The organism is Rhizobium sophorae (assembly GCF_013087515.1).
GTDB classification, from domain to species: Bacteria; Pseudomonadota; Alphaproteobacteria; order Rhizobiales; family Rhizobiaceae; genus Rhizobium; species Rhizobium sophorae.
The window spans coordinates 55,477-73,725 of record NZ_JABFCN010000016.1 but is presented as its reverse complement, the minus strand read 5'-3'; the positions used below and the strand labels follow the sequence as shown (position 1 = coordinate 73,725).

Below are 18,249 nucleotides of genomic sequence, written 5' to 3'. Positions count from 1 at the left end.
CTCCTGAAGCTGCGCCCGACAACCACGCCAAGGCCTATTCCCGTCAACGGAAAGCGGCCTCTTACATTCAGCCGATCTCGATCCAGCGACGCTCGTGGAAGGACTGTGCCATGGCATGCACCGACTTTTCTATCCTGAGACCGTCTTCGAATGTCACGATCGACGACGGCTCGCCTGATATTGCCCGGATCAGCTCACGGCATTCAATGATCTTCAGATCGTTGAAGCCGAGGCCATGGCCTGGCGCCGGGATAAATCGATCATAAGGCCGATGGGCGGGTGCCGCCAGTATCTTGCGGAAACCCTGTTCGGAGCCACGGCCGTCGGCCTGATAGAGTTCGAATTCGTTCATGCGCTCCTGGTCGTAGACGATCGAGCCTTTCAAACCGAAAATCTGCAGGGCGATGCGGCCCTTGCGACCCCAGGCGGCGCGATTCGCCATCAAAACGGCAGAGATGCCTCCGCCAAGCCGCATCAGCACATTGGCGCCATCGTGGTTTTCGACGGCACGGCGCCCCCCCTCGCTCAGCGGGCGGTCGGCATAGGGTTTGACCATATCCGTTATGACGGCCTCGACATGGCCGAAGAGGTACCAGAGCAGCGACAGCGGGTGCACTGCGAAATCGTCAAGCGCGCCGTAGCCGGCGGAAAGCTCGCTCTTCCAATAAAAGAAGACATCGGGATCGGCCATGAAATCCTCGTCCATCTCGACGCGGATGTGGTTCACCGTGCCGATAGCGCCCTCGCCAATCAGCGTCCTGATATGCCGCATGACAGGATTCTGGATGTAATTATAACCAAGGGCGGCAACCTTGCCGGATCGCTTCGCCGTTTCCAGCATGCGCTCGGCATCGGCATAGGCCGGCGCCATCGGCTTTTCGCACCAGACATGCTTGCCGGCCTCAAGAGCTGCAATCGCCATCTCGGGGTGGAACTGATTAGGCGTGGTGACGGAGACGACGTCGACCTCGGGGTCGGCGATCAGCGCCCGCCAATCGGCCGTTGCCTTCTCGAAGCCGAATTCACCGGCACGAGCCTTAGCAAGTCCGGCATTGGCTTCGGCCAGATGCACGAGACGCGGACGCTCGACATCGCCGAACACCGTCTTCACCGCATTCCACGCCAGCGCATGACACTTGCCCATATAGCCAGTGCCGATCAAACCGATGCCGAGTGGCTTCATTTCCGTCTCCTCCAGAGCTGCGCGCGGATTTTTGGAATATTTGGATCATTTTGACAAGGGACCTGCTCACAGGCATTTCTGCGCCTTTTCCCTGGAAAAATTGTCTAAAATCCTTCAATTACAGAGGATTAAAAACAATTAGGCGTGCCGTTTGAAATCGTTTATGCTCGATAATATGGAATATTTGTTTCATCTCGTGAGCCGCAAGCATGGATAACGGTCCCCAGAGGCACGCACGCGTGCCGCGCGATTTCGAAAGCCTGCGCAGCACAATCATCGAGCGCAAGGCGAGCATGCCGAAGCGGCTGGCGCAGGTCGCCGCCTTCGCGCTCGGCAATCCCGACGAAATCGCCTTCGGAACGACGGCGAGCATCGCGGCCGCCTCCGACGTCCAGCCATCGACGCTGGTGCGCCTGGCGCATCATCTGGGTTATGGAGGGTTTTCCGACCTGCAGAGCATCTTTCGCGAAAGATTGCGGGACCGGACGCTGAGCTACGAAGAGCGCCTCGTTACGCTGGAGAAATCGAGCGGCGACGATGAGGACGCCAATCTGCTCTCCGGCTTCATCGCTGCGGCAAACCAGTCTGTCAACCGGCTGGCGGCGACGGTGCAGAGCGATACCTTCACCAAAGCGGTGAATATCCTTGCCAGCGCCGAGACAATCTATCTGATCGCCAAACGGCGCTCCTACCCGCTGACGGCGCACATGACCTACGCTTTTTCCAAGCTCAACATCCGCCACCAGATCGTCGCCTCGCCAAACGGCGTCGACCCTGAAATGGTGCAGTTCGCAACGCCGAAGGACGCAGCGATCGCGGCGAGCTTCTCGCCTTATGCGGCCGACAGCCTCAACCAGAGCCAGGAGCTTGCCGACCGTGGCGTCCCGGTCATCGCGATCACCGATTCGGCCTTCTCGCCGCTTGCCGCCTGCGCCACGCATTGGTTCGAGGTGGCGGAGGCCGATTTCGCCGGCTTCCGGTCGCTTTCGGCCTCGATGGCACTCACCATGGCACTGCCGGTCGCCATCGCCGAGCGGCGCCGCAAGCGTCAACAGTCAAAACCTGTAAAAGGCAAAATGGAATAAACATTCCGAATTGACAAAATATCGGAACCAATGTTTCATTATTGAAAATTCGCAGGCACTGGAAGCCGCGCAAAATCTAGCGGGAGGACATCATGGTACAATCGAATCCGGGTTCACAGCCGGAGCCGGCGCTTGATGTGATCACCATCGGCCGTTCCTCGGTCGATCTTTACGGCCAGCAGATCGGTTCACGGCTGGAGGATATCGCCTCCTTCGCCAAGTCCGTCGGCGGCTGCCCGGCCAATATCGCCATCGGCACGGCGCGGCTCGGCCTCAAATCCGGCCTTATCACCCGCGTTGGCGACGAACAGATGGGACGCTTCATCCGCGAGCAGTCGGCGCGCGAAGGTGTTGCGACAAATGGCATCGTCACCGACAAGGAACGGCTGACGGCGCTGGTGCTGCTTGCGGTCGAGGCCGAGGGCGTGTCACCGATGATCTTCTATCGGTCGGACTGCGCCGACATGGCGCTCGATGAAGGCGATATCGACGAGGATTTCATCAGATCGTCGCGCGCCGTTCTCGTTTCCGGCACGCATTTCTCGCGGCCGAATACCGAGGCCGCGCAGCGCAAGGCGATCCGCATCGCCAAGGCGAACGGCCGCAAGGTGATCTTCGACATCGATTACCGACCGAACCTCTGGGGCCTTGCCGGCCACGCGGAAGGCTTCGAACGCTACGTGAAATCCGACCGGGTCTCCTCGAAGATGAAAGAGACGCTGCCGGACTGCGATCTCATCGTCGGCACCGAAGAGGAAATCCTGATCGCTTCCGGCGCCGATGACGTGCTCGGTGCGCTGAAGGAAATCCGCCGCCTGTCGCCGGCGACGATCGTGCTCAAGCGCGGCGCCATGGGCTGCATCGTCTATGACGGGCCAATCGCCGACGATCTCGAAGCCGGCATCATCGGCCAGGGTTTCCCGATCGAAGTCTTCAACGTGCTGGGCGCCGGCGATGCCTTCATGTCCGGTTTTCTGCGCGGCTTCCTGCGCGACGAGCCGCTGAAGACCTGCGCCACATGGGCCAATGCCTGCGGCGCCTTCGCCGTCTCCCGCCTGCTCTGCTCGCCGGAATATCCGACCTGGGCGGAACTCGACTTCTTTCTGACGACCGGCAGCAAACACCGGGCGCTGCGCAAGGACGAGGCGATCAACCATATTCACTGGGCATCGACCCGGCGCGGCGAAATCCCGCTCTTGATGGCGCTGGCGATCGACCACCGTTCGCAGCTCGTCAGCGTCGCCGATGAGCTCGGCGTCGGCCATGAGAAGATCGTCGCCTTCAAGCGGCTGGCGGTCGCGGCAGCGGCGCGGGTTTCGAATGGCCGCGACGGCTACGGCATGCTGATCGACGAGCGCTTCGGCCGCGACGCCTTCTTCGATGCGGCGACGAAGAATTTCTCGTGGATCGGCCGGCCGGTGGAATTGCCGGGCTCGAAGCCGCTACGCTTCGAATTCAGTCAGGATATCGGCTCGCAACTGGTCGAATGGCCGCTCGGCCATTGCATCAAGTGCCTGTGCTTCTATCATCCTGATGATCCGGCTGGATTGAAGACGGAGCAGCAGGAGAAGCTGCGGACGCTGTTCGAGGCCGCCCGCAAGGTCGGCCGCGAGCTGCTGGTGGAGATCATCGCTGGCAAGAACGGGCCGCTGACCGACGACACCGTCGCGAACGCACTGGAGGAACTCTATGCGCTCGGCATCAAGCCGGACTGGTGGAAGCTGGAGCCGCAGGCATCCAGTGAAGCCTGGAAGAAGATTGATGCGGTGATCGCCAAAAATGATCCATGGTGCCGCGGTATCGTGCTCCTCGGGCTCGAGGCGCCCGCCGACGAGCTGATCTCCTGCTTCGAGGCGACGCTGGCAGCTCCCTCCGTGAAGGGCTTCGCCGTCGGTCGGACGATCTTTGCCGATGCGGCGCGCGCCTGGCTTTCGGGCGGAATGAACGACGAGGAAGCGATCGCCGATATGGCCGGCCGCTTCCGGCAACTGACAGAGGCGTGGCTGAAAACCCGCGACCTCCACTGAGAATTAAGACCCCTCCCCAACCCCTCCCCACAAGGGAGAGGGGTTAACCTGCCGGGCTCTCTGCATTCTCACCGCAGCGTCTCGTCCAAAAGGACGCTGGCTCATGGTGTGAGGCGGTGCCCCAAGTTAAGTCCCTCCCCCTTGTGAGGAGGGTTGGGGAGGGGAAAATGCGAAAAGAAAGATTGCGGGAGGACCCGATGGGCAAGACGATACGGTTGACGATGGCGCAGGCTGTCGCGCATTTCCTGAAAGTACAGATGACGATCGTCGACGGCAAAAAAGTGCCGATCTTCGGCGGCGTCTGGGCGATCTTCGGTCACGGGAACGTCGCCGGCATCGGCGAGGCGCTCTATCAGGTGCGCGAGGAATTGACGACCTATCGCGCCCACAACGAACAGGGCATGGCGCATGCGGCGATCGCCTATGCCAAGGCGAATTTCCGCACACGTTTCATGGCCTGCACGAGCTCGATCGGTCCGGGCGCGCTGAACATGGTGACGGCCGCCGGCGTGGCGCATGTCAATCGTATTCCCGTTCTCTTCCTGCCGGGCGACGTCTTCGCCAACCGTGCGCCCGATCCGGTGCTGCAGCAGATCGAGGATTTCGGCGACGGCACGGTTTCGGCCAATGATGCCTTCCGTCCGGTTTCCCGCTATTTCGACCGCATCACCCGGCCCGAGCAGATCATCACGGCGCTGAAGCGCGCCATGCAGGTCCTGACCGACCCGCTCGATTGCGGTCCGGTGACATTGTCGCTCTGCCAGGATGTCCAGGCCGAAGCCTATGATTATCCGGAAAGCCTGTTTGCTGAAAAAGTCTGGGCGACACGCCGGCCGCAGCCGGATGCGGACGAGCTGGCGAATGCCGTTGCGCTGATCAAGGCGTCGCAGAAGCCGGTCATCGTTGCCGGCGGCGGCGTGCTTTATTCGCAGGCGACGAAGGAGCTTGCCGCCTTTGCCGAGGCCCACGGCCTTCCCGTCGTCGTCACCCAGGCCGGCAAGTCTGCGATCAACGAGACCCATCCGCTGGCGCTCGGCTCGGTCGGCGTCACCGGCACGTCGGCGGCCAATGCGATCGCCGAAGATTCGGATCTCGTCATCGCCGTCGGCACACGCTGCCAGGATTTCACCACCGGCTCCTGGGCGCTGTTCAAGAATGACGGCCTGAAGATGATCGGCCTCAACATCGCCGCCTATGACGCAGTGAAGCACGACAGCCATCCGCTGGTCACTGACGCCCGCGAAGGGTTGAAGGCGCTGTCGGCAGGGCTTTCGGGCTGGAAGGCGCCGGCAGCACTCGCCGAGAAGGCGGCTGCGGAGAAGAAGGTCTGGACGGGGGCCGCGGCCAAGGCAATGGCGACGACCAATGCCGCCCTGCCCTCCGATGCTCAAGTGATCGGCGCAGTGGCGCGCACGCTCGGCGGCGAGAATACGACGGTGCTTTGCGCTGCGGGCGGCCTTCCCGGCGAATTGCACAAGCTCTGGCCGGCGACGGCGCCGGGCAGCTATCACATGGAATACGGCTTTTCCTGCATGGGCTATGAGATCGCCGGCGGGCTCGGCGCCAAGATGGCGCATCCGGAACGGGATGTCGTCGTCATGGTCGGCGACGGTTCCTACATGATGATGAATTCCGAGCTCGCCACCTCGGTCATGCTCGGCCTCAAGCTCAACATCGTCGTGCTCGACAATCGCGGTTACGGGTGCATCAACCGATTGCAGATGGGAACCGGCGGCGCCAACTTTAACAATCTGCTGAAGGACTCCTACCACGAGGTGATGCCGGAAATCGATTTCCGGGCGCATGCCGAAAGCATGGGCGCCGTCGCCGTCAAGGTCGCCTCGATCGCCGAGCTGGAGCAGGCGATCACCGACTCGAAGAAGAACGACCGCACCTCGGTCTTCGTCATCGACACCGATCCGCTTGTTACCACGGAGGCCGGCGGGCACTGGTGGGATGTCGCGGTGCCTGAGGTCAGCCCCCGCGAACAGGTCAACGAGGCGCGCAAGGGCTATGTCGAAGCACGTGCCGCCCAGCGCATCGGCTAATATGATTTCTCGGAAGAGCGTCCCGGCTCTCCGTAATGTTTTAAGGAGAATGTTGATGAAGGCCAAACTTGGCATGTCGCCCATCGCCTGGTGGAACGACGATCTTCCTGAGCTCAGCGATGACGTGTCCCTGGAGGAATGCCTGCGGCAATCACGCAGTGCCGGTTTCACCGGCATGGAGCAAGGCCGCCGTTTTCCTAGCAATCCGGAAGAGATGCTCCCGATCCTGCGCGCCGCCGACGTGACGCTGTGCGGTGGCTGGTTCTCCGGTACGCTGGTCAATGAGGAGCTTGCCGCCAACAAGGACCGCATCGCGCCGATGATCGCGCTGTTCAAGGCGGTCAATGCACCTTGCATCGTTTATGGCGAAGTCGGTCGCTCGATCCAGGGCGACCGCTCCAAGCCGCTCGCGACTAAGCCGCGCCTCTCCGATGACGAGATGAAGGCCTATGCGCGTCGCGTCACGGAATTCGGGGAATGGTGCGCCGAGCAGGGCATGCCGCTTTCCTACCACCATCACATGGCCGCCGTGGTTGAAACCGAGCCGGAACTCGACGCTTTCATGCGCCATTCGGGCGAAGGCATTCCGCTGCTGCTCGATGCCGGGCATTTGGCCTTTGCCGGCGGCGACGTGCTGCGCGCCATCGGGAACCACCACGCCCGAATCAACCATGTTCACGTCAAGGATATCCGCAAGCCCGTGGTGGATGGGCTGGACCGTAGCCGGCAGTCCTTCCTCGATGCGGTGGCACTTGGCGCCTTCACGGTGCCGGGCGACGGCTCGCTCGATTTCGGCGCCATTGTCCAGCGGCTGGCCGATCACGGCTATGAAGGCTGGTTCGTCGTCGAGGCCGAACAGGATCCGCGCAAGGCCCCGCCGCAGAAAATGGCCGAGATCGGCCACGCCGAATTGATGCGTGTCATGACGGCTGCCGGCTATACCGTGGAAACGGAAGGCTTCCCCAAGGGATAGCGGGAGCAAAAGACCCCTCCCCACAAGGGGCAGACCGGGAGCGCAGGAGCAAGAAGCCCCTCATCCGCCCTCCGGGCACCTTCTCCCCGGTGGGGAGAGGGAAAAAATACGGCGCAACATGTCCCTTCTCCCCTCGGGGAGAAGGTGGCGGCAGCCGGATGAGGGGGGCCGCACCCGCCAACTTACGAGGAAAAACACCAATGCCAAATCTCAAGGTGAAACCGTCCGGCACGCATGGCCGCGTCACGCATGTCACCCCGGAAAATGCCGGCTGGACCTATGTCGGCTTCGATCTGCATCGGATGAAGCCGGGCGAGACCGTTTCGGGAGAGACGGGCGATCGGGAAGTCTGCCTCGTCTGGGTGACCGGCAAGGGCAAGGCGTCTGCCGGCACCAAGGATTTCGGCACGCTCGGCCGCCGGATGAACCCATTCGAAGGCGCGCCGCATGCGCTCTACATCCCGATGGAATCGACGTGGTCGGTGACCGCGGAGACCGATCTGGAGCTCGCGGTCTGCTCGGCGCCCGGCGGCGGAACCTATCAGGCAAAGGCAATCCCGCCCGGCACGCATCCACAGGTGACTCGCGGCAGGGGCACAAACGTGCGCTACGTCAACAATATCATGCCTGAAGACGACAGCTCGGCGCATTCGCTGCTGGTCGTCGAGGTGATTACACCGGGCGGCCACACCTCCTCCTATCCGCCGCACAAGCACGATCAGGACGACCTGCCGAACGAGAGCTTCCTGGAAGAGACTTATTACCATCGCCTCAACCCGCCGCAGGGCTTCGCTTTCCAGCGCGTCTACACCGACGATCGCTCGCTTGACGAGGCAATGGCGCTCGAGGACGGCGATGTGACGCTTGTGCCGAAGGGCTATCACCCCTGCGCCGCCTGCCATGGCTACGACCTCTACTACCTCAACGTAATGGCCGGGCCGCAGCGCATCTGGAAATTCCACAATGCCGCCGAACACGAGTGGCTGCTGAAGGCGTAGGCGTCGCGTTCGATCGCTAAATAATCTGACAGCGCGAAATCGCCGCTGATGGTTCACTGCCTCCATCCAAATACGGATGGAGGATCACCATGCACAGCTCGAATGTCACGATACCGGCCCGAAATATTCGCTCTTCACGCCGTACGCGACCCGGCCTGTTCCTTGCCGCAATCACGGCGGCGCGCTGGCTGGCCCGCAAAATAAACGAACGACGCAACCGGAACGCGTTGATGGAGCTTTCCGACGAACAGCTGAAGGATATCGGCCTTCCAGGGGGCAGACAGAAAGCGATGTTCATGTCTACAGCCGTTACTAAACTGATATAAGTACCGTCGGTTCTGGCCTGTCTGATACGGAATATGCAATGTCGCAGTTCTCAAAGGCACCGCTTCTGAAAACGAAGATGGTCACTATTCGTGACATTGTCTGCAATGGCGAGTGCCGTCATAAGAGCGACGAGGAATGCGCCCACAGGACGAGCCTCGTCTATCCCTATCGCGGCGTCTTCATGCGCCATGTCGGCCGCAATGATACGGTGGCCGAAGCCAATCAGGTCTTGTTCTTCAATGCCGGTCAGGGATATCGGATCAGCCACCCTATCGAGGGTGGCGACGCCTGCATCGATCTGGCGATCGCCGAATCCATGCTCGAAGAGCTGACGCCGAAGGAACAGGCGCAGCCCGGCCCGCCCTTTTCCTTCCGCCGCCAGCGCCGGCGGATCGATCCGCGCGCGCAGGCGCTGGTTGCGCTCCTGCGTCATGGTTTACGCCGCAGCGTCGCCGAAACGCTGGAAGCGGAAATATTGGCGCTGACGCTCGTGCGCCGTTCGCTCGGCGAGCGCACATCGCATGCGGCGGGCGGCAGCGCCGGTCGGCAGAAACTCGTCGACCGGGCAAAGCTGGTGCTGTCCTCCGATCTCGCGCGGCGCTGGACACTTTCGGAAATCGCCACCGAAGTGGGCGTCTCGCCCGTTTATCTGACCCAGGTCTTCCAACAGGTCGAGGCGACGCCGCTCTATCGCTACCAGCTGCGGCTGCGGCTTGCCCGTGCTCTCGATCTGCTTGGCCAGTATGAGGATCTGACCGCGCTCGGTCTCGATCTCGGCTTTTCCAGCCACAGCCATTTCAGCGCTTCCTTCAAGCAGTCCTTCGGGCAGACTCCGGCCGAATTCCAACGGGCGGCGCAACTGCTGCGCAGGTGAAAATTCCATTGATCGCTAAAGAATTCGACAGCGGCAATGCGGTCTTCGATGATCTTATGATCCTGTCCCGATCCGGGGACGACCGTCAGGAGGATCATCAGATGAAGAAGACCACATGCGCTGCCTGCGACTGTGAACTCGGCGCGGAGACCATTGCCGTCAAGCTCGGCGGCAAGACTGTCGAGGTCTGCTGCCAGGAATGCGCCGAGGCGTTGAACGAGGCGGAAGCCGCGACAACGGCCGTTTCGAGCGGCAAGGAATAGAAGACGGCAGGAAAAGCCGCGCTGGCGAGTGCGGCTTTTCCGTCTCAGGTTGGTAAAAGCCCGTAGCGCCAACCGCGGCGCTTTGCGTTCCGCGACAGCACCAGGAAGGCAAGGATGAACATGCCTGCCTCGGCAAAGACCGGCACCATCCAGATTCCCTGTTCGCCGAAGACGAAGGGCAACAGGAAGGTGAGCGGCAGGGTGAACAGATAGGGCCGCGACAGGCCGAAGATCGCCGCGCGCGGGGCATCGCCGATCGACTGGAAATAGGACGACAGGATCAGCATCTGCCCAAAGAGAAAATAGGCGCCGATTGTCCAGGGCAGAATTCGTCTGACCTCGGCGATAATGTCGGGATCGGCGACGAAGACGGCGCCAATGCGACCGGCCAGCAATTCGACGGCGATCTCCACCAGGGTGCAATAGACGAGTGCTACGAGCATGGCGATCTGCAGGCTGCGGCCGACGCGGAGCCCGAGGCCGGCACCGTGATTATTGCCGGCGACCGTCTGCAGCGCGATGCTGAGGCCAAGCAGCGGCAGATAGGTGAAAGTCATGATCCGGGTGATGATGCCGTAGGCAGCCACCGTTGCGACGTAGTCTGCCACGCTCCAGAGCGAGACGTTGATCAAAATGGCGGCCGAGGCCAGCGATATGCCGATGAAGCCGAGGCTCATCGGCGCGCCGAAGGCGGCGATGCCGCGCCATTCGGCAAGAGCCAACCCCGGGGAAGGCCTCAGTGCCGTCGGCCGAGGCCAGCGATAGGCGAGCACGGCCGCGAGACAGGCGAATTGCGAGGCGATGGAGCCGGCTGCCGAACCGAGCACGCCCCAATGCATGACCGCCATGAACAGCCAGTTGGCGAAGATGTTGAGCAGCGAGGCCGACAGCGTCACCAGCATCATGAAACCGATCTTGCCTTCGCAGCGCAATCCGTCGAGATGCAGCGACAGGAAGAAGCCGACTGGCGCACAGGCGATCATCGCGCCCATGAACAGCATGGCGCTGTCGGCCACGGCAGCATTGCCGGCGGCACCGGCATCGATGATCTGCCGGCCGACAGTCCAGTAGACCAGATTGAGGACGAGGGTAACGGCGAGTGCCAGCGCATGCGCGCCGGCAAACACGCGACGAGCGCCCTCGCGATCGCCGGCGCCGAGCCGGCGGGCGAGGATGCTCGCCATGCCGTTCGAGACCAGCGATTGCAGGGCGACCAGCAGCATCAGCCCGGGGAAAATCAGGCTGACGGCAGAGAGTGCGTCCGGACCGACATAGGCGCCGAGGAAATAGGCGTCGACGACGGTGAACAGGCCGTTGACGGTGGTGATCGCGACGATTGGTGCCGCCGTTTTGATGAAGACGCCCGGCAGCCAGCCGGTGAGAAAAGCATTGCCTTCAGAAAGATCGGTCATGGAGAAATCCGTGCGATAGCGAGCGAGGCCCGATCCGGCTTACGTATCGGACAGCCTCAAAAGAATGAAAGCAAACTAGAGATCGAGCACCAGATGCGGCACGCCGTTCGAGGTCTTCCGCGGCGACACACCGTCGGCATCGATCTGCGCGTTCACACGCTGGCGAAAGGCGGAAAAGCTCTCGAAGGTAACGACATCCACCGGCTCGTCGAAATGGATGGTGATCCTGTGGAGGTCGCCGCCCGGCAGGGCCGAAAGCGCCAGGACTTCGCCGGTGAACGGCTGATTGAGATAACGGCCGCGAATATGCGCGCCGACGAAGAGCGGCGTCTTTGGAGCGGCATTGGGCTTTGCCGCAAGAGCCGCAAGTGTATTCCAATCACGCACGCCGTGCTGGCGGGCAATCATTTCCAGGGCCGCACTGTGGGTCAGTCTGGTGCCGCAATCATTCATCGCCTGGCGCAGGCGCTTGGCCTGGGCCTTCAATTCGTCAATAGCAGGATAGGTCGTCGTCATGGCGTGAGCCTTCGCAAGGCATGCTCTTCGACTGCGGATGGGAGCTCGCATTGCCGTCAGTCAGCATGCACAAAGGGCCGTGACCATGATCGTGAGGACTTCACCATGGATTTTCATCCGCGAGCGGCCGGTGCCTCGAACCGGCCCTTGTATGCGCGAACGCCGCCGACATGTCAAGAATGGCGCATCTGCGCCGGGAATGCGCAACTTTGGGGCAAATCTGCACGAAATCGATGCGATTTTCCCGCGGGCTTCACATAAGCATTCAATCTTAACGGTGTTCTTCAGCAAATGTCAGCATTCTTCAGCTAATATCCTGTCGTATTACAAGCGGAGGCTAAAAGGGCCTTTCAGATGCACCTCGACACAGAACACCCCAAGCCGGAACGTGCTTACAGGGAATTCAATCTCGACAGGCCCGGCAACATCATCTTCGTCGGCCATCACCTCAGCACCGGAACGCAGGTGCGCTGCCTGATCCGCACGATCACGCTTGCCGGCGCATTGCTCGAAGTCAGCCCGAACCTGGAAATGCCGAGCCATTTCTTTCTCGAAATCCTCGGCATCCATGACGAGATCGGTGCGACCGTGGTCAAGCGCGAAGGCGAATTGGTGACGATCAGCTTCAACATGCTGATCAATCCGGAATTCCTGCACCACGTGTTGCGATTGAACTTCGAAACCTGAGGCTTTTTCCGATCCGCGAACCATCGCGGCACGTCGCCCTTGTTTCGCCGCTCCGTCTTGCGACAAGGCGCGCGATGATCGAAACGGCCCAGAGAAATCCGCGCCATTCCGGACGATCGAGCGGATCGCTCAAGGGATCATGGCGGATCCGGCGATTGCCGATTTCGATTTCCCTAAAGAGAACAACCCAGTTGAGATCCATTGCTGCATCCTCCATCTATTTGGCTCAGGCATTGAGCTAAGCCTTCGCGCCCCTCCGATGTAGAGGCGTTGGAGAAAGGGGGTTTTCATCCATGAAAGATGCGAGCTGGGACGACCTGCAACTTTTCTTCCACGTTGCGACCGGCGGCGGGCTTTCGGCGGCGGCTCAGCGCACCGGGCTCAGCGCACCGACGATCGGCCGGCGCATGCTGGCACTCGAACGGGTGACGGGCCGATCGCTGTTCAGCCGCGGCCCCACCGGCTATCTACTGGCCAAGGACGGGCAGGAGCTGCTCGATCGCGTCCGGCTGATGCAGGATGCGGCGCGTGCGATCTCCGACTGGCGCGGCGAAGTGCTGACGCTGCCGATCGTCTCGACGGCGGCCGACAGCTGGACCTCGCGTTTCGTCGCCGACCATCTGGCAAGCGTCTGGACGCCGAAGGACAGCTTCCGCATGTGCTACAAGACCTGCGACACGAGCGTCGATTTCACCTATCGCGAGGCGCATATCGCCATTCGCCACAGCCGGCCGGAGAGCGGCAACGTCGCGATCCGCCGTTCGGTCACGGTGGCGCATGCGGCTTATCAGGCGGCCGGCTATGACGAGAAAAACTGCAACTGGATCTCACTCGGCACCGATACCGCCATCACGCCGGCGGACAAATGGACGTTCGAACAGCCGGATTCCTGGATCACCAGTTGGACGAACACGCAGCATATGCTCTTTTACCTCATCCGCGGCGGTGCCGGCCGCGGCGTGCTCCCCTGTTTCATCGGCGATCAGGAGCGCAGGCTTGTCCGCGCCGGGCCTGTCATCGACGAACTGACCTATGAGATGTGGATCGTTGCGCATGACGACGAGCGGCAACGGCCGGAAGTCAGGATCGTCATCGACCGCCTGGCGGCGCTCTTTGCCGACCATGAAGATCTGTTTGCCGGGCAGAGACCGTCCGCTTGACGCAACGGCATGAAAACGCGGGCCATCGACCCGCGTTCACTAATAAACAGGTTTTGCCGGCTCAGGCGGCGAGATGCCGCTCAATCTCGTCGACCGGCATATTGGTATAGTCCTTCGCCAATTCTAAGGAGATCGCTGCCTGCGTATCGGCGCTGAGGGCCGGCCGCAGCGCGCCGAGTGCTTTCGGCGGCGCAACGAGGACAATGCGGCGGACATCCTTTTCCTGCGCCAGCTCACCCAGCCTTTCCGCGACCTGTTTCAGGAATTGAGCTTCGGCCTGATCCTGCCAGTTGGTCTCCTCGACAGCACTGCGGCTGAAGCCATCGGCGGCATGGCTGCGGCCGGGCTTGTCGGCGCCGATCTCGCGGTCGGGCTCGCTCGGCTGCGTCAGAGTTTCCAGCACCTTCAGGTTCATCAGCTGAGCATCGCCGGCATTCTGCATGATCAGAGCCTTGGCTCCGTTGCAGACCACGACCCATGATTTCCAAGGGATTTTGACGTCGGTCATCTTTCAACTCCTCGCTGTCGTCATTCGAAGCGCGCCGTGCTTCATCGATCAAGACACAACGCTCGGCCATTGAAAGAGTTCGGGAAAATTGCACCGAAATCGAACGGGCGGCGATCCGGTCGGCCTTTGCTGCGTAGAAAGGCCAAGCTCGGGAGATTGACGATGAAGACATCACTGCTCGCCTATGCCGGCACCTTTCTCACTCTTCTCATCTGCGACGGGATATGGCTCGGCTTCATCGCCCGCAATTTCTATCGCGACCAGCTGGGAGCGCTGATGCTGCCCTCGCCCAATCTGGCGGTCGGCGCACTGTTCTACCTGTTTTTCGCCGCCGCGGTGGTTGTACTTGCCGTGCTGCCGGCACTGTCGGCGGGCTCGATCGCCACGGCGTTTCTCCACGGTGCCATTCTGGGACTGGCGGCCTATGGCACTTATGACATCACCAATCTCGCCACGCTTCGCAACTGGCCGCTCGCCATGAGCCTGGTCGACATGGCCTGGGGCACGGCTATGACGGCGCTGACTGCCGCCGGCGGATATTTCGCCGTCAGATTTTTTGGCTGAAACGGGAGCCTAGAGATGAAAGCCCGCGTCCCGATAATGGACATCAGGGCGTCCCGCTTGGGAACAAAGTTTAAACTCGTTAAAATTGTAATTTTATATTTGACGAATGTGCAAAACATTCATGTGACCTTGGTTGGAGCAAGACCCCTGCTTGAATGAGATCAAGACCAGCTTGCTCGCGATCAAGACCAGCTTGCTCGTGATCAAGACCCCAAATGTGCCCTGTCTGACGGAGAATGTGAATGACTATGCTCCGCGCTACACACCTTGCCACGGTCAAATCCGCTGTCTACGACCTGCGCTGGGAAGAGTTTAACGTCAAGCGACCCGCCCGCATCGTCGCTGTCCGCCCGTGCCTCACAGGCGTCTCGATGCGAAGCGCCGAGATCATCGATATCTCGCAGGGCGGCGCCACCTTCGTCGTATCGACCACCGCCGGTCTGCCGAAACATTATTATCTCAACATTCTCGGCCTCGCCTACCGGATCGGCTGCGCCGAGGTCTATCGCCATAAAGAACGCATCGGCGTGCGGTTCATCAACATCATGGACCCCGAGGTTCTGCGCCGCGTCGTCCGCACCGATTTCATGATCGGTAATATGGAAGCAATCGACGCCCGACGTGCGCCGATCTTCCGCGCGTGAACAGGCCGACGACACGCGCGGCGCTGCCGTTGCGGGAATAATCTTGCTTGCGTTGGCCGTGCCCGGGCCTATTGTTGCGCCGATTGTCAATATGTCCGGGAAACTGCCTTCGCATGTCCGCCTTTTCGCGCTTCACACCTCTTGCCAGCGCCCTGCCCTCCACAGTTCCCTTCGTCGGTCCCGAGGCGATCGAGCGCCAGCGCGGACTTGCCGTTTCGGCGCGCATCGGCGCCAATGAGAACGGCTTCGGCCCAGCCGCTTCTGTCTTTGCAGCGATGCGCGAGGAGGCCGGCAATATCTGGAAATACAATGATCCGGAGAATTTTGCATTCAGGGAAGCGCTTGCCGCCCATCTCGGCGTCTCGGCCGCCAATATCGCCATCGGCAGCGGCATCGACGAATTGCTCGGCCAGATCGTCCGGCTGGTGATCGAACCGGGCGCGCCCGTCGTTACCTCGCTCGGCGCCTATCCGACCTTCAATTTCCATGTCGCCGGTTTCGGCGGCCGGCTGGTGACCGTTCCCTACGCAAACGACCGCGAGGACCTCAAGGGGCTGCTCGATGCGGTGAAACGCGAGAATGCGCCGCTCGTCTATTTCGCCAATCCCGACAATCCGATGGGAAGCTGGTGGGATGCCGACAGCATCGTCGCTTTCGCCCGTGCGCTGCCCGAGACGACGCTGATGGTGCTCGACGAGGCCTATAGCGAGACGGGGCCGGCAGGTTCGCTGCCGTCGATCTCCTCGCTCATCGAGCTGCCGAACGTCGTTCGCACCCGCACCTTCTCCAAGGCCTACGGACTTGCCGGCTCACGCACCGGCTACGCGATCTCGACGGCAGGCACCGCACAGGCCTTCGACAAGATCCGCAACCATTTCGGCATGAACCGGCTGGCGACGGCAGCAGCGCTCGCGGCGCTGAAGGACCAGGCCTATCTCGTCGAGGTGGTCGGGAAAATCCATGCGGGCCGGGAGCGGATCGGCGGCATTGCCCGGGCGAACGGCCTTCAACCGCTGCTCTCGGCGACGAATTTCGTGGCGATCGACGCCGGCCGCGACGGCGCTTATGCCAGGGCGATCGTCGACGGGCTGATGGAGCGCGGCGTCTTCATCCGCATGCCTGGCGTGGCGCCGCTCAATCGCTGCATTCGCGTCAGCGTCGGGCCGGAGGCGGATATGGCGCTCCTCGAAGAAGCGCTGCCGCAGGTCCTGAAACAGATCGGCCGATAAAGCGAAGAACCGCGGCCGGTGGAGGATCCGGTCGCGGTTCCGTTCTCCCGGCGTCGGCCCCGTCCAAAGCGCCCCGCCAGCTCCCTCTTTTGAGGTTGTTTTTGCTGCTCTTGTCGATTGATCGGAGACGATCTCAGAGCATGATGCCGAAAAGTGTGAGCGGTTTTCGGACGACATCATGTTCTAACTATATAATGTAGAACAGGATTCAGATTTTAGGCCAAACGGGCCTAAAATCATCCTGTTTTTAGTGAACCGTCATCCACTCGCGGGCGGCGCGCAGCGCTGCTGCGAGCTGCATCTTGTCCATGGCGGCGGCCACGTCGGCGCGAAGCTCGGCGGCGCGGTCGTTGCCCTTGATTGCGGCGATGTTCAGCCATTTGTGGGCAGCAACGAGGTCGACTTCGCAGCCGCGGCCGGTTGCATACATCAGACCCATTTCGCAGAAGACATCGGCGCTGTTGTTGTCGCCACCCATGGTGGCCGTTTCAGCATTGTGCATTTCAAAGCGTGCCATCGGTTTTATCCCTGTTAGCCTGTTTATGACTGACCCTGTTTTACCTTCGGGCCTTGCCGTCTATCGCGGCTTGCGGCCCTTTCGGTCCGGCGGGTTTGCCCCGCTCGTTTGATGGGTTCACTATGCCAAACGGCTTTCAAAAAACGCCTAAAATGCATGATTAATTTGAGACAAACAAAGTGCAAACACTTGGTAAAATTGGATTTTCGTTAAACATCGGACTCCCTGCGAATTAAGGATTTTCGAGCGGATTTTACGAAAGATTCAGATTTGAAAATAAACGGATCATTCATCATGAAATCAGCAGGCGATATCCGTACAAGCTCGCCGCATGGCTTTTCTCTCCCGTTTTTCACCCGATCCGCAGAACGGTGATCGGGCTTATTTACCTTTACGTTCGCGTCAGTTATTTTCGCGACCGACCAAGGGACATCATGGAGGAAAAGATGATCCGCAGCTTCGTTCTCGCCGGCGCCATAACAGTCATCGCGGGTATCGCACATGCCGAGGAGCCGATCGTCGGCAACTGGAAGACGGCCGCCGGCGATACGGCAGTGATCGCATCCTGCGGCGGCAGTTACTGCGTGACGCTGAAGACCGGTAAATATGCCGGCCGGAAGATCGGCACACTTGCGGGAACCGGCGGCAGCTATGCCGGCGAGATCACCGACCCGGCGGCCGAGAAGACCTATAGCGGCTCGGGCAAGGTTTCCGGCAATTCGCTGAGGATGCAGGGCTGCGTGATGAAGATCCTCTGCAAGTCGCAAACATGGACGCGGCTTTGAGGCCATAGGGCTCGCGCAACGATCATCTCAAACGCTGAAGCATGCCGACGCCGGCATGCTTCGGAGCCCTTTGCGGTCTCCGCCGCTACGCCAGCTGGCGAAGTCGAATGGCGTCGAACTCCCCCGCGAACCCCTCCTGATCCTCTCCGCAACCTGGCCGAGCCTGTCCGGCAAGCTGAACGGCGGATGAACCGGTATCTCAGCACTCATTCAGCCACCGCATGGCAAAACTCATGTCACGATAGAGTTGCGTATCGGGGGCAAGGCAATGAACCACTATATTCTGGCAAGACGCCTTAGCATCATCACACTGTTTGCGGCGATCTTCGCGGTCACGTTTTCGGCAGTCGTGGTGCATAATGGCGGCGGCGGCGCGCAGTCGCATTTCGGGGCGAGCTATACCTGCCTGGAGAGAAACGGCACCTTCTGCGCCCCTGCGGTGCGGTGAG

At 61.1% G+C, this 18,249-nt stretch carries 20 protein-coding genes and 1 pseudogene; 15 read left to right on the top strand and 6 right to left on the bottom strand.

The window, feature by feature from the left end:
* Positions 1-67 precede the first annotated feature (67 nt).
* Positions 68-1,183, bottom strand: coding sequence for a Gfo/Idh/MocA family protein (locus tag G9X64_RS09805; protein WP_168309743.1), 1,116 nt, complete (start codon positions 1,181-1,183; stop codon positions 68-70).
* Between the two features lie 209 nt (positions 1,184-1,392).
* Between G9X64_RS09805 and G9X64_RS09800 the strand changes: the two genes are divergently transcribed.
* The 8 genes and pseudogenes from G9X64_RS09800 (at position 1,393) to G9X64_RS09765 (ending at position 9,778) form a co-directional block, all read left to right on the top strand.
* Positions 1,393-2,268 (top strand): MurR/RpiR family transcriptional regulator, encoded by an 876-nt coding sequence (locus tag G9X64_RS09800; RefSeq protein ID WP_168309742.1) that lies wholly within the window; start codon positions 1,393-1,395, stop codon positions 2,266-2,268.
* Between the two features lie 92 nt (positions 2,269-2,360).
* Entirely contained in the window at positions 2,361-4,295 is a 1,935-nt protein-coding gene (locus G9X64_RS09795; protein WP_168309741.1) for a bifunctional 5-dehydro-2-deoxygluconokinase/5-dehydro-2-deoxyphosphogluconate aldolase, read from the top strand.
* A gap of 197 nt (positions 4,296-4,492) precedes the next feature.
* On the top strand, positions 4,493-6,343 hold the full coding sequence (gene iolD, locus G9X64_RS09790; RefSeq protein ID WP_168309882.1) for a 3D-(3,5/4)-trihydroxycyclohexane-1,2-dione acylhydrolase (decyclizing): 1,851 nt from the start codon (positions 4,493-4,495) through the stop codon (positions 6,341-6,343).
* A 55-nt stretch (positions 6,344-6,398) separates the two neighbouring features.
* A complete protein-coding gene (gene iolE, locus G9X64_RS09785) occupies positions 6,399-7,316 on the top strand; it encodes a myo-inosose-2 dehydratase (RefSeq protein WP_026158607.1) in 918 nt (305 codons plus the stop codon).
* Between the two features lie 200 nt (positions 7,317-7,516).
* A complete protein-coding gene (gene iolB, locus G9X64_RS09780; RefSeq protein WP_168309740.1) occupies positions 7,517-8,314 on the top strand; it encodes a 5-deoxy-glucuronate isomerase in 798 nt (265 codons plus the stop codon).
* Positions 8,315-8,403: 89 nt separating this feature from the next.
* Positions 8,404-8,630: pseudogene (locus tag G9X64_RS09775) on the top strand (DUF1127 domain-containing protein).
* Positions 8,631-8,678: 48 nt separating this feature from the next.
* A complete protein-coding gene (locus G9X64_RS09770; protein WP_168309738.1) occupies positions 8,679-9,515 on the top strand; it encodes a helix-turn-helix transcriptional regulator in 837 nt (278 codons plus the stop codon).
* A gap of 101 nt (positions 9,516-9,616) precedes the next feature.
* Positions 9,617-9,778, top strand: coding sequence for a hypothetical protein (locus tag G9X64_RS09765; RefSeq protein ID WP_168309737.1), 162 nt, complete (start codon positions 9,617-9,619; stop codon positions 9,776-9,778).
* 44 nt (positions 9,779-9,822) lie between these two features.
* On the opposite strand, the gene G9X64_RS09760 is transcribed toward G9X64_RS09765, so the two are convergent.
* The gene (locus G9X64_RS09760; protein ID WP_171376502.1) at positions 9,823-11,190 is read right to left on the bottom strand and encodes an MATE family efflux transporter; all 1,368 of its coding nucleotides are present in this window, start codon (positions 11,188-11,190) and stop codon (positions 9,823-9,825) included.
* A 75-nt stretch (positions 11,191-11,265) separates the two neighbouring features.
* Positions 11,266-11,706 carry a glyoxalase superfamily protein gene (locus tag G9X64_RS09755; RefSeq protein WP_168309735.1) on the bottom strand — a complete coding sequence of 147 codons (441 nt, stop codon included), beginning with the start codon at positions 11,704-11,706 and terminating at the stop codon, positions 11,266-11,268.
* Positions 11,707-12,060: 354 nt separating this feature from the next.
* Here G9X64_RS09755 and G9X64_RS09750 point away from each other — a divergent pair, with 354 nt between their 5' ends.
* Positions 12,061-12,393 (top strand): hypothetical protein, encoded by a 333-nt coding sequence (locus G9X64_RS09750; RefSeq protein WP_003558042.1) that lies wholly within the window; start codon positions 12,061-12,063, stop codon positions 12,391-12,393.
* Here G9X64_RS09750 and G9X64_RS36490 read toward each other — a convergent pair.
* A complete protein-coding gene (locus G9X64_RS36490; protein WP_168309734.1) occupies positions 12,344-12,595 on the bottom strand; it encodes a hypothetical protein in 252 nt (83 codons plus the stop codon). The genes G9X64_RS09750 and G9X64_RS36490 overlap by 50 nt on opposite strands.
* 91 nt (positions 12,596-12,686) lie before the next feature.
* Between G9X64_RS36490 and G9X64_RS09745 the strand changes: the two genes are divergently transcribed.
* Positions 12,687-13,553 carry a LysR family transcriptional regulator gene (locus G9X64_RS09745; protein ID WP_168309733.1) on the top strand — a complete coding sequence of 289 codons (867 nt, stop codon included), beginning with the start codon at positions 12,687-12,689 and terminating at the stop codon, positions 13,551-13,553.
* Positions 13,554-13,614: 61 nt separating this feature from the next.
* On the opposite strand, the gene G9X64_RS09740 is transcribed toward G9X64_RS09745, so the two are convergent.
* Positions 13,615-14,061 carry a baeRF12 domain-containing protein gene (locus G9X64_RS09740; RefSeq protein ID WP_168316700.1) on the bottom strand — a complete coding sequence of 149 codons (447 nt, stop codon included), beginning with the start codon at positions 14,059-14,061 and terminating at the stop codon, positions 13,615-13,617.
* Between the two features lie 162 nt (positions 14,062-14,223).
* Between G9X64_RS09740 and G9X64_RS09735 the strand changes: the two genes are divergently transcribed.
* The 3 genes from G9X64_RS09735 to G9X64_RS09725 all read left to right on the top strand — a co-directional run bounded on the left by G9X64_RS09735 (position 14,224) and on the right by G9X64_RS09725 (position 16,498).
* Positions 14,224-14,625, top strand: a complete 402-nt coding sequence (locus G9X64_RS09735; RefSeq protein ID WP_168309731.1) for a DUF2177 family protein — start codon at positions 14,224-14,226, stop codon at positions 14,623-14,625.
* A gap of 242 nt (positions 14,626-14,867) precedes the next feature.
* Positions 14,868-15,269, top strand: a complete 402-nt coding sequence (locus G9X64_RS09730; protein ID WP_129418568.1) for a PilZ domain-containing protein — start codon at positions 14,868-14,870, stop codon at positions 15,267-15,269.
* 113 nt (positions 15,270-15,382) lie between these two features.
* Positions 15,383-16,498: a pyridoxal phosphate-dependent aminotransferase gene (locus tag G9X64_RS09725; protein ID WP_171376501.1), complete on the top strand. Its 1,116-nt coding sequence runs from the start codon at positions 15,383-15,385 to the stop codon at positions 16,496-16,498.
* A gap of 247 nt (positions 16,499-16,745) precedes the next feature.
* Here G9X64_RS09725 and G9X64_RS09720 read toward each other — a convergent pair whose 3' ends face one another.
* On the bottom strand, positions 16,746-17,015 hold the full coding sequence (locus G9X64_RS09720; protein ID WP_003546876.1) for a sel1 repeat family protein: 270 nt from the start codon (positions 17,013-17,015) through the stop codon (positions 16,746-16,748).
* A gap of 446 nt (positions 17,016-17,461) precedes the next feature.
* Here G9X64_RS09720 and G9X64_RS09715 point away from each other — a divergent pair, with 446 nt between their 5' ends.
* Both G9X64_RS09715 and G9X64_RS09710 read left to right on the top strand, forming a co-directional pair.
* Positions 17,462-17,800 (top strand): DUF2147 domain-containing protein, encoded by a 339-nt coding sequence (locus G9X64_RS09715; protein WP_129418566.1) that lies wholly within the window; start codon positions 17,462-17,464, stop codon positions 17,798-17,800.
* A 268-nt stretch (positions 17,801-18,068) separates the two neighbouring features.
* Positions 18,069-18,248 carry a hypothetical protein gene (locus tag G9X64_RS09710; protein WP_003546872.1) on the top strand — a complete coding sequence of 60 codons (180 nt, stop codon included), beginning with the start codon at positions 18,069-18,071 and terminating at the stop codon, positions 18,246-18,248.
* Position 18,249 lies beyond the last annotated feature (1 nt).

Bases quoted from the DNA above. Each gene is read 5' to 3' on its own strand.
- iolE (WP_026158607.1), top strand. From the start codon at position 6,399: ATGAAGGCCAAACTTGGCATGTCGCCCATCGCCTGGTGGAACGACGAT.
- G9X64_RS09745 (WP_168309733.1), top strand. From the start codon at position 12,687: ATGAAAGATGCGAGCTGGGACGACCTGCAACTTTTCTTCCACGTTGCG.
- G9X64_RS09755 (WP_168309735.1), bottom strand. From the start codon at position 11,706: ATGACGACGACCTATCCTGCTATTGACGAATTGAAGGCCCAGGCCAAG.
- G9X64_RS09795 (WP_168309741.1), top strand. From the start codon at position 2,361: ATGGTACAATCGAATCCGGGTTCACAGCCGGAGCCGGCGCTTGATGTG.
- G9X64_RS09710 (WP_003546872.1), top strand. From the start codon at position 18,069: ATGAACCACTATATTCTGGCAAGACGCCTTAGCATCATCACACTGTTT.
- G9X64_RS09730 (WP_129418568.1), top strand. From the start codon at position 14,868: ATGACTATGCTCCGCGCTACACACCTTGCCACGGTCAAATCCGCTGTC.
- iolD (WP_168309882.1), top strand. From the start codon at position 4,493: ATGGGCAAGACGATACGGTTGACGATGGCGCAGGCTGTCGCGCATTTC.
- G9X64_RS09725 (WP_171376501.1), top strand. From the start codon at position 15,383: ATGTCCGCCTTTTCGCGCTTCACACCTCTTGCCAGCGCCCTGCCCTCC.
- G9X64_RS09800 (WP_168309742.1), top strand. From the start codon at position 1,393: ATGGATAACGGTCCCCAGAGGCACGCACGCGTGCCGCGCGATTTCGAA.
- G9X64_RS09750 (WP_003558042.1), top strand. From the start codon at position 12,061: ATGCACCTCGACACAGAACACCCCAAGCCGGAACGTGCTTACAGGGAA.
- G9X64_RS36490 (WP_168309734.1), bottom strand. From the start codon at position 12,595: ATGGATCTCAACTGGGTTGTTCTCTTTAGGGAAATCGAAATCGGCAAT.
- G9X64_RS09715 (WP_129418566.1), top strand. From the start codon at position 17,462: ATGATCCGCAGCTTCGTTCTCGCCGGCGCCATAACAGTCATCGCGGGT.
- G9X64_RS09740 (WP_168316700.1), bottom strand. From the start codon at position 14,061: ATGACCGACGTCAAAATCCCTTGGAAATCATGGGTCGTGGTCTGCAAC.
- G9X64_RS09735 (WP_168309731.1), top strand. From the start codon at position 14,224: ATGAAGACATCACTGCTCGCCTATGCCGGCACCTTTCTCACTCTTCTC.
- G9X64_RS09720 (WP_003546876.1), bottom strand. From the start codon at position 17,015: ATGGCACGCTTTGAAATGCACAATGCTGAAACGGCCACCATGGGTGGC.
- G9X64_RS09760 (WP_171376502.1), bottom strand. From the start codon at position 11,190: ATGACCGATCTTTCTGAAGGCAATGCTTTTCTCACCGGCTGGCTGCCG.
- G9X64_RS09770 (WP_168309738.1), top strand. From the start codon at position 8,679: ATGTCGCAGTTCTCAAAGGCACCGCTTCTGAAAACGAAGATGGTCACT.
- G9X64_RS09765 (WP_168309737.1), top strand. From the start codon at position 9,617: ATGAAGAAGACCACATGCGCTGCCTGCGACTGTGAACTCGGCGCGGAG.
- G9X64_RS09805 (WP_168309743.1), bottom strand. From the start codon at position 1,183: ATGAAGCCACTCGGCATCGGTTTGATCGGCACTGGCTATATGGGCAAG.
- iolB (WP_168309740.1), top strand. From the start codon at position 7,517: ATGCCAAATCTCAAGGTGAAACCGTCCGGCACGCATGGCCGCGTCACG.